The organism is Alphaproteobacteria bacterium, from assembly GCA_037146715.1.
GTDB lineage: Bacteria > Pseudomonadota > Alphaproteobacteria > UBA7879 > UBA5542 > JBAWWO01.
Genome location: JBAWWO010000012.1, coordinates 35,191 through 44,177 on the forward strand (window position 1 = coordinate 35,191; position 8,987 = coordinate 44,177).

Consider the following 8,987-nt stretch of genomic DNA (forward strand, 5'->3'; position numbering starts at 1 on the left):
ATCAATATCATAGAAGAAAAAAGGTGTATACAGAGGAAACCCCTTGAAATTAAAAAACTAATCCTTATATACATTGTAGAAATGTTTTATAGAGGATTAAAATGATTTATAAATTTGGTTTGTTATTAGCTTTTTCTGTGAGCTCTGCTATGGGCAGTTTTAACGATTGGCCTAGCATAGCGCAAGAACTTAACCGTCGCGCAGCAAGCGGTGATTATTCTTTGTTAGAAACTTTTTCTGCCTTCAGGGACCAAGTAACCCCACAACAGATGGCTGAGATATTAGCTTTGCCATCTCCCGCAGCGGCAGCAAGACCAGCCGCAGCCCCTGCTCCTAGAGCACAGGCTCTTACACCAGAAGACACCGCCTTGTTGACAAGGGCAAGAACTGATTTAGACACCGCTTTACAAGAAAGCCCTAATGGCTTGAATGCCCACAACGTAGTCGTTGTGAACAGTCATGGGGCCGAAGCTTTAAGAATTGCTGAAACCTGTTTCTTGGCACAAAAAACCATGACTTTGGATGCTATGAAAGAAAAGATTTCCTCTTGGGCGCGCCCAGATCAGCAAGCTGCCTTAGCTAGGGCTCTTGACCAATTTACAAGTTATTTTTCTGGCAACCCTCGCGGAACAGAGGTCCAACTTAATATTTTAGAGATTTACTCTACCAGCGTTTCGCTAGCAGAAAAAATGCATGATAGAACAAAATTTGCGTTTAGCGATAACCCATCCCTACAGATGACTGCCAAAGGTCTAATTGTGAATTCATTTTTAGAAAATCATCAGACCCAAGGGGGCTGTCGTGCTGGTTATGAAAACCGAGGCGGACGCGATTTGTTGACTCTTGTAACAGCCTTTAAACCTGAACGCTTCTAAAGCTATATACATTCAGCAAATTCCTGTCCTTCGGATACACTCTAAAAACAGGCTTTTTGGGCAAGACGTCCACATTAATAATACATTCAACTTTTTGCCCTTTTTCAAGGAAACCGGGCTCAATCCGACCAAGAGCTTGATTTGTTTCAAAGCTTAAGAGCGGTCTATCTTGCATGCCAAAAATTTCCAACTCGGGCATCTGGCAATTTTCGGATGCCATCAACTGAATGTGTAGACTTATTTTTCCCCATTTTTTCTTATTTTGAACCCGATAGTGAACAGATGGAAAATCCTTTCGTTCCACCTGTAAGGGGCTTCCCAATACAAGGGGCTCTCCGGCCACTTCAAGACAGGGCCAGATACAAATTTTAGCATTCCCCCCTTCCCACATAAGCGCTCCTGCTCCCTCAGCCCCCTTGACCTTAAAAACCAGGGAATGATGCAACCGTTCCACATCATTCGGATGACTTGGAAATCGGTCTTTACGGGCCGCCACCCAACAGAAAGGAATATCATTTCGACCCCTTGGCCAGGGCCAATAAACAACCAATTGCCCTGCCTCACAAAAGGATCGACAGGCATGGGAATTAGGAAACTCAACCCCCTGATAATAAGTGGTAAAACAATGGCGCAGAGAATCAAGCAATCCTTCTTTTTTCACTAATCCCCCTAAGGTCTCTGACCAATAGGGAACCACTTGAGCAGGCTCTCTTTCCAATAGTCCTCTCTTCACCTGATTCCAATTTTTCTGAATACTGGCCCCCTGTTCCACAAAGGGCTGGAACTTATCAAAATGGGGGCCCACACAAATATCTGCATCCCACGCTTTCGCCAGCTCAATAAAATTTTGATCTTGCAGAGAATTTTCCAAAATTTCATGTAATCGTTTCCGCCCCTGAAGCTTGTCCATAAGGTTCTGCAAGGTGATATATTCATGAATTTTAAAGTCTCGCAGATTGGTACCTTGAAAATCTGGGTGGCTATCCCATAGGTCCAGCAATTCCTTTTCAGAAGCGTTCCCATTAATCTTAGCTTGGAAGGCATTCAAAATATCTTTGTAGGCATAATAGGTTGATAGAAAATCCCGAAAAGCTATAGGAACATGAAGTTTCTGAACACTCAGTTCATGGTGGGTTAAAAATTCATGTCCGCCCAGGAAATCCTGATTTCGAACCAACAGCCCCAGCTGTCCGAACAAAGAGCTCATATGACTAGCCAAATCAACGCGCTCTTGAAAATCAGCGGTATTTTTCTTGTTGATCCTTTTAAAGCGTTCAATGATTTCTCGTTCCAAGTAATCATCGTAAGATTGATGAACCCTATAAAAAGAATCGGCTACATCAATAGATTTCCTTAAATCTGCCAGCGAGTTAACTTCTGCCCTGACCTGATCCAAAAACTGTGTCAAGGGATTGCCTTTGATGATTTCTTCATCCCGCGGCATATAGAAAGCAAGCTGCTTATCATGATCCCAAAACCTTAAAATATCTTCAGCGCTCACGTCTTCCATACAGAATTTTTTGAATTGGTCCAGGGCCTCTGTATAAGCCATGGCTTTTTTGATATCTTCTGAATCCTCTAAGGTTCCCAAAAATTCTTCCTGCAGAAAAGGATACTGCTGGCATAGGGTCGCCACATTTCGGTAGTCATCTTCCTTTGCGTACCGCTTAAGCTTTTGCAGGATCGCTACTTTCTCTTGGGTTGCCCCCCCAGGAAAAATAGAAAAACCCAATCGTTTTTCCTTTTCACACCAAACACAGTCCGAAAAATGATCATCAAAAAAGTGATTCATATTGGCTGGGCACGCTGAAAGATGGGGAATAACCTCCTCCAACACCCTTACCCACTCGGCCGCACTCAATCGACTTGATGGATCTTCATGCCCCCCAATAAAGGTTTGATAAAAAGATTCCTGCAGTTTGGAATGTAAATCTCCATACGTAATATAAAATTGCTCTTCTTTAGTTTTTTTCAGGGACTTCATTCCCTCTTTCACGCAGGCATCCAAGGTTTTCTCGCCCTCTTGTGCCAGCCCCGCAAAAGGATGGAATCCTAATAGCAACAGATGAATAATAATTCCCAAGCCAAACCGATCATGCTGCTCGGTCCTTACTGTTATCTTTAAATCCAACCCAATCAATTCAGGGGGCGTAAAGCCTTCAGACCCTACCCCACAGAAAAATGTTTCCTTCTCTCCTTGAATTTGAAAAGAATCCGTATCAATCGCAGAAACCAGAGCCCGATCCGTCACCAAAAAGTTATCGGTTTTTAAATCGCCCACCACATAATTTTTCTCATGCAAAGACCTTAAAATAACCGCCAAGTTATAGGCCGTTACATGCAAATAATACCAGTGAAACCCTGCCGCATTTTTCTTACGTAATTTGGTGTTGTATACATGATTTAAGCTTAGGGCACCCGGGACCCGAGGCATCAAAAACCCCACGGGTTCTTTTTCTGCCCCCAACAGAATGTCCTGGGGCCAAGCGATGGGCAGGTAATCCTGTTTTTCCTGCAGTACTCCAGGGGCTCTCTCAATCATTGTTTTTAACTTCTTAAAAACCACCTTATCGGGCTGATGAAAAATTTTGGCCAGAACTCCAGGAATTTGTGTTTGCCAGATAACCCCCTCCCCTCCCATAGAAACCTTATGGAGCAAAGAAATAGGGTCCCGGTTCGAAGCACGATAATACATCCTACACCCACTGCGCTATCAGAAGGGTTTTATCGTCTTCCGTTTTGGCATTCACCCGATCCGATGACAAAAAATTCTTTAATTCTTGGTGAATTTTCTCTTGAGAAGGCCTTGTTAAAAGATACTCCTCAAAGCTTGAAAAGAAGCCCTTAAATCCTTGTTTAAGACGGGCATCAATACTCAAGCCGCTAATGCCATCCGTCCCCAAAGCTAAAAACCGAGGCCCCTGAACAACTGCCAACCGCAAATCATAATTTTCTTCCGTAATAAAATGGGTTTCGTTAATGAACTCCTTATGATCTTCCCACAGCATCAAATCAAAATCGCCCTCGGTTTTCGCCACCAAGAATCCATCCCCTACCTGAGCCGCCACTGCATAGTCAGGGGTTACCACACACCCCAAAAAAGTGGTTTCTATATTCTTAAGGGGAATTTGAATGTGATGGGCATGACCCAATAGCCGATCTTGAAGTTCCTGCATAAGAGCCCTTAATTTTGCCGTCGCCAATTCGGGAGAATCTACAGCGTCCCCCCACTTTTCTGTACACAATTGTATGAAAGTTTCCGTTACGAAGTGAGATCCTATTTGGCTTAACTGTGCCGTTCCAGCCCCATCAGCCACACAGGCAAACAAGGTATCTCCCTGAACTTTATATTGGTTAGCATCTTGACAGGGGGTGCCTGCAAACCTGTGCATGCTTCCCTGAACTGAATCGCCCCCAACAATCCATACCATCAGGGACACACCCATCCCTCGGACGCCGGCAGCTTCATCATCTCCGAGCCCAATTTCCCCACAGACACTCGACGAACTGAGGCCGAAAGCCATTTGAACAGCTCAGAAAACTGAAGATCTTTCAACCAAATAGGGGGGAATTCCTTGGGGGCCAAAGCCGATAGAATCTCTTGATCCGCCCCTTCAACGCCGATTGTAAAAAAACTTAATTTGTGACGGCTGACCATATCATGGATTTGTTCTTTAGCTTGTTTCCAAGTATCCCCATCTGTTGGGGCCCCATCGGTGATCAAAAACATCCAGGGGCGATAGTATCCAATTGCCGCCTCTTGATAAGACTTTTTTCGGTCTTCTAAAGCTGCAATCCCCAGCTGAAGGGCTTCCCCCAGGGGTGTCCGCCCCGCCGCCTGCAGGACGGGGGCTGTGAACTCATCAATGGTCACAAAGTTTTGTAAAAGTTTAACTTGTTCCCCAAAGGTAACAATTGCAACTTCCACCCTTAAACTTGCGATCGTATCTTGCTCAACATCAAATTTAAAAGTGGCAAGACCTTCATTCAAGGCCTGGATGGGTTCCCCCTCCATAGATGCTGACACATCAAGCAATAGAACCACTGGACAGCGATTTTCTGGATTTTCTAAAAACTCAGGACTTCTTAAAGCCATTATATCCCCATTCGTTTATAATCAAAGTATAACTTGCCCTATACATAAAGAGAAGAGACAGTTATATTTTTCCTAGAAATTAAGGGGAAATCAATAGTTCCCGCAAGCTTAATGTCTTGATTTTCTCTCTTCCTCACAACTATCTTGAAAAAATCAGAGCATTCCTTGACATTTAAAAAATGGGTACCTATATAAGTATTGTTGAAGTTTTATATAGGAAAAGTTATGAAAAAGTTTTATCTATTATTATTGTTGTCTGTTTGGTCAACTCAAGGATTTGGGGCTGGGGCTGCTCCAGCTGATCCTGAGCCAGGACAGTGTGGGTATGTTGTGGGTCAAGGTGTGGGGAGAGCTCTGCCAGTATTCGCACCAGTGGCCATAAAGATTCCTTCTTGCACTTCATCAGAACCTGAGCATGCTGCAATGTGTTCCCAAAAAGCAGCATCAAGAGGAGTACATCCTCAACCCAGGGGGCTAGAGGCGGATTCTCCTTTTGATCAATTCTGTAAAAATATCCAAATCAACCCAGAAAAATTTACGGAAGAACAAGAAGACGATAAGAGAAAGCTAAGAAAAATTTTTACAAAAACAAATATACTTGGAACTTTAGCCCTTGAAACTTTAGTCCAGTCCACTCAAGAAATAATTAGTATTGCAACATGGGAAAATGAAGAGGCCCTATTGTATGAAACTATAAAAATTCTAGATTTATTATATAAAAAACCACTAGCTGATCAAACATTTTGTTCTCAATCTCTAAAAGTTTGTGAACTGGCCATCAGAAAGAGGCAACCCGATACCCCTAAAAGGGAAATACCATTTTTTGGTTCGGCCTATCAATTTGAAGCTGCAGGCATTTTGCTCAACATTGATAATATTCATGATAGAAATATTAAGCTAACAAAAATCATACAAGAGTTAACAGCCTCCAAGAGAGATCCTATAAGCGTCATACACACAATAGGAGAGAGTGGTGCGGAATCTTTCCCTGACACACCCGATGATCTAAGTAGCTTCAGCTTGCATATTTGGGGCAAAAAGTATGATCCCTCTGATGATGACGATGATATCGCCGCAATATTCAAGTGCTTTGACAAGATGGAACAGAATGAAAAAACAGAATTATATAGGGCCTTTAAATGCTTGTCTCCAGCAAAACCTCATGAATCCTCTCCAAACATTTTTTGCCAGCTGTTGAAAGGGGGACAAAATACACGCGGAGAATGGTTCGATAAAACTACCTCTAAGCAAAGAATTGCACATAGAAATTTTCTAACGTCCTATACGTTAAGTATTTTGAACTACGAGTTACAAGATTCTATGGGGCAGATAGAAGAGATATTAAAATGTATCGGGAAATGCCCAGAAAAAGGACCTATTTTTGCAGAGGCTATGATGAGTTTTACGCAAGCAACCTGTGAATTCAATTTCGGCAGACCTCAGGGAACGAATCCCGCAACACTAGAAAAAAAGGGGATTATACGTACGTTAATAGGCTTTGATTTCGTATGGGACCCATTGAAGACACCTGGCCACGTGAAGCGCATTGTGGATAAAATTAATGCAAAAGAAAATCCTGCCTTGATTGTTCAGTGGTTAAGAAATCCATAGAAATGGGCTTTGCAAAAACGTACATCTCTAGAAAATCCCCTGGCTTTGACCAGGGGCTCTATTCAGCACTATGTTCTAAATAATCCAACACGCCCTGCAGAATATAGGCTGCTGCAATCTTATCAACAGCCTTGTCTCTCTTTTGAAAAGACATGTCCCCACTTATCAAAATATCCATAGCTGCCTTCGTAGATAACCGTTCATCCCATAAAATCAAAGGCATATCGTAAAAAGACAGAAATTTCTGAACGAATTTGCGGGTCAGCTTACACCGTTCTCCTTCAGACCCATTCATGTTAAAGGGCATACCAATAATCAGGGCAGCTGCATTATAGGATTCAACCATCTCCACCAACGCATTCAGGTCAGTCTTTAGGTCTTTGCGTTTTAAAGTGGAATGAGGAGTGGCTATTTTGCATCGTGTATCTGACAAGGAAATACCGATAAATTTATCCCCATAATCAAGACCCAAAAGCCGTTGACCTGGTTTCAATACAGAAGCTAGTTGGTCAATTTCAATAATCATAAAACCCTGTTCATAAAAACCACGTCCTTGCGAGGAAGCTGTAGGCTGACGAAGCAATCCAGCTTCCTTTTTTTTGCCTTCCTCGGCCTTGAGCCGAGGATCCACGCCTTACTTCCTGGGCTGCATTCGCACCCCATGGGCCCTCGGGTCAAACCCGAGAGATTCAATTATGGGGGAAAGCCCAAAATCTCGCCGTTTCGCGATGGAGTGCCCCAAAAGATGGGTTTTACGCCTTTAGGTTGGTAGTATCGATCTTGATTCCAGGCCCCATTGTTGAGCTAATTGAGAATTTCTTAACGAAAACTCCCTTAGCGCCTGTTGGCTTGGCTCTTATAATTGCATCGTACAAAGCCTTGATGTTTTCGAAAATAGCCTGCTCTGAGAAACTCAGTTTGCCAACGCCCGCTTGAACGATACCGCTTTTTTCTGCACGATATTCAACTTGCCCAGCTTTTACAGCGTGAATAGCCTTTTGAATGTCTGCTGTTACGGTTCCCAATTTTGGGTTAGGCATAAGACCACGGGGGCCTAAAGCCTTACCAAGTTTACCTACTTGAACCATCATGTCAGGGGTTGCGATACATTTATCAAAGTCTGAGCGACCTTTCAAAACTTCTTCAACCAAATCTTCAGAACCCACAACGTCAGCGCCGGCTTTTTTAGCTTCTTCTACACGTTCTGGCTTTACGAAAACAGCAACACGCACTGTCTTTCCAAGGCCATGAGGCAATTGGATAACGCCGCGGACCTGTTGGTCAGCCTTTTTCGTATCAACGTTCAGATTGATTGCAACGTCAATAGTTTCATCAAACTTTGTCTTGGCCGCCCCTTTTAAAAGCTTTACAGCCTCTTCCAGAGTGTAAGACTTGGTGCGATCAACAGTTTCATAAGTTTTTCTTAATCTTTTTCCGTATGTCATGATTATTCTACCACCTCGAGTCCCATTGAACGAGCAGATCCCTTAATCATTTGGGCTGCTGCTTCGATGTCATGAGCGTTTAAATCCGCCATTTTTGCTTGTGCAATTTCACGCACCTGAGCCATTGTTACTTTACCAGCAACCTGACGGCCAGGGGTCTTTGAACCACTTTCCAGTTTAGCTGCTTTTTTCAAGAAGTATGTGGCTGGGGGTGTTTGCGTCACGAAAGAGAAAGTACGGTCTGCATAGGCCGTAATTTTTACAGGAATTGGAGTCCCTGGTTCCATCTTCTGTGTGTGCGCATTAAAGGCCTTACAGAATTCCATAATGTTGAGTCCCCGTTGACCCAAAGCAGGGCCCACTGGTGGGGATGGATTCGCTTTTCCCGCAGGAATAATTAGGCTGATGAAGCCTACAACTTTTTTTGCCATTTTTATCCTCATTTGAAGATGTGGTACGATCATGGCTGATCTCCCACAAGTTACACAAGGCCACATCCGCAGCCTGTTTCGTGGGGCAGATTACCCCATAACTCCACAAAAATCAAATGAAATATTACTAAACTTCCCGGCTTCCTGCTTCTAAAATCTGTATGGGGCACTCTTCCTTGGAATTTGCGGCGCCTCCTTTTCCTGAAGCTGCATAAACCCAATCCGCAATTTTCCTAAAAACTGCCAGATCAATGATCTTAAATTCCCAATTTCGAATCCCCAGATCAGCTTGCCCAACTAAGCTATGATCGGCTTGATCAGGGTGACGATGGTGATACTTAAGATAATTTTTAAAAATTTCTCTTTCCGCTGAAACCAAAGCAACGCCTTTCGGATGAAAATGATAGGCTATGCCCAACAAAGATTGATCGTGTCTATGAGAAATATTACCCCCATCATCATCTAGCAATAAAGTTTTAGGGGCTGAAGTAGCTAAGGATTAATGTTTAGATGATTTATACCAGGATTT

9 protein-coding genes are annotated in these 8,987 nt (G+C 43.2%); 2 read left to right on the forward strand and 7 right to left on the reverse strand.

All coding sequences use genetic code 11. The annotated features are described in order from the left end of the window. The first annotated feature begins 101 nt into the window (after positions 1-101). Complete coding sequence (locus WCG05_04590; GenBank protein MEI8321265.1) at positions 102-875, forward strand: hypothetical protein; 774 nt, start codon at positions 102-104, stop codon at positions 873-875. Here the strand turns inward: WCG05_04590 and WCG05_04595 are convergent. The 3 genes from WCG05_04595 to WCG05_04605 are packed head-to-tail and all read right to left on the reverse strand — an operon-like array spanning position 856 to position 4,971. Next, a complete protein-coding gene (locus WCG05_04595; protein MEI8321266.1) occupies positions 856-3,570 on the reverse strand; it encodes a hypothetical protein in 2,715 nt (904 codons plus the stop codon). The genes WCG05_04590 and WCG05_04595 overlap by 20 nt on opposite strands. A 1-nt stretch (position 3,571) precedes the next feature. Further along, on the reverse strand, positions 3,572-4,306 hold the full coding sequence (locus tag WCG05_04600; GenBank protein ID MEI8321267.1) for a PP2C family serine/threonine-protein phosphatase: 735 nt from the start codon (positions 4,304-4,306) through the stop codon (positions 3,572-3,574). Next, positions 4,306-4,971: a VWA domain-containing protein gene (locus WCG05_04605; protein MEI8321268.1), complete on the reverse strand. Its 666-nt coding sequence runs from the start codon at positions 4,969-4,971 to the stop codon at positions 4,306-4,308. The genes WCG05_04600 and WCG05_04605 overlap by 1 nt, the downstream gene beginning before the upstream one ends. A gap of 225 nt (positions 4,972-5,196) precedes the next feature. On the opposite strand from WCG05_04605, the gene WCG05_04610 reads away from it, so the two are divergent. Continuing rightward, entirely contained in the window at positions 5,197-6,582 is a 1,386-nt protein-coding gene (locus WCG05_04610) for a hypothetical protein (protein MEI8321269.1), read from the forward strand. Between the two features lie 58 nt (positions 6,583-6,640). Here WCG05_04610 and ruvX read toward each other — a convergent pair whose 3' ends face one another. From ruvX to WCG05_04630, 4 genes are all read right to left on the reverse strand, one after another. Continuing rightward, the gene (gene ruvX, locus WCG05_04615) at positions 6,641-7,213 is read right to left on the reverse strand and encodes a Holliday junction resolvase RuvX (GenBank protein MEI8321270.1); all 573 of its coding nucleotides are present in this window, start codon (positions 7,211-7,213) and stop codon (positions 6,641-6,643) included. 121 nt (positions 7,214-7,334) lie between these two features. Then, positions 7,335-8,030, reverse strand: coding sequence for a 50S ribosomal protein L1 (gene rplA / locus WCG05_04620; protein MEI8321271.1), 696 nt, complete (start codon positions 8,028-8,030; stop codon positions 7,335-7,337). Further along, positions 8,030-8,458 carry a 50S ribosomal protein L11 gene (gene rplK, locus WCG05_04625; GenBank protein MEI8321272.1) on the reverse strand — a complete coding sequence of 143 codons (429 nt, stop codon included), beginning with the start codon at positions 8,456-8,458 and terminating at the stop codon, positions 8,030-8,032. The genes rplA and rplK overlap by 1 nt, the downstream gene beginning before the upstream one ends. Before the next feature lie 127 nt (positions 8,459-8,585). Continuing rightward, the gene (locus WCG05_04630) at positions 8,586-8,927 is read right to left on the reverse strand and encodes a hypothetical protein (protein ID MEI8321273.1); all 342 of its coding nucleotides are present in this window, start codon (positions 8,925-8,927) and stop codon (positions 8,586-8,588) included. Between the last annotated feature and the right edge of the window lie 60 nt (positions 8,928-8,987).

Coding starts and splice junctions, on each gene's coding strand:
- WCG05_04610 (MEI8321269.1), top strand. CDS start 5,197: ATGAAAAAGTTTTATCTATTATTATTGTTGTCTGTTTGGTCAACTCAA.
- WCG05_04600 (MEI8321267.1), bottom strand. CDS start 4,306: ATGGTATGGATTGTTGGGGGCGATTCAGTTCAGGGAAGCATGCACAGG.
- WCG05_04595 (MEI8321266.1), bottom strand. CDS start 3,570: ATGTATTATCGTGCTTCGAACCGGGACCCTATTTCTTTGCTCCATAAG.
- WCG05_04590 (MEI8321265.1), top strand. CDS start 102: ATGATTTATAAATTTGGTTTGTTATTAGCTTTTTCTGTGAGCTCTGCT.
- WCG05_04605 (MEI8321268.1), bottom strand. CDS start 4,971: ATGGCTTTAAGAAGTCCTGAGTTTTTAGAAAATCCAGAAAATCGCTGT.
- rplK (MEI8321272.1), bottom strand. CDS start 8,458: ATGGCAAAAAAAGTTGTAGGCTTCATCAGCCTAATTATTCCTGCGGGA.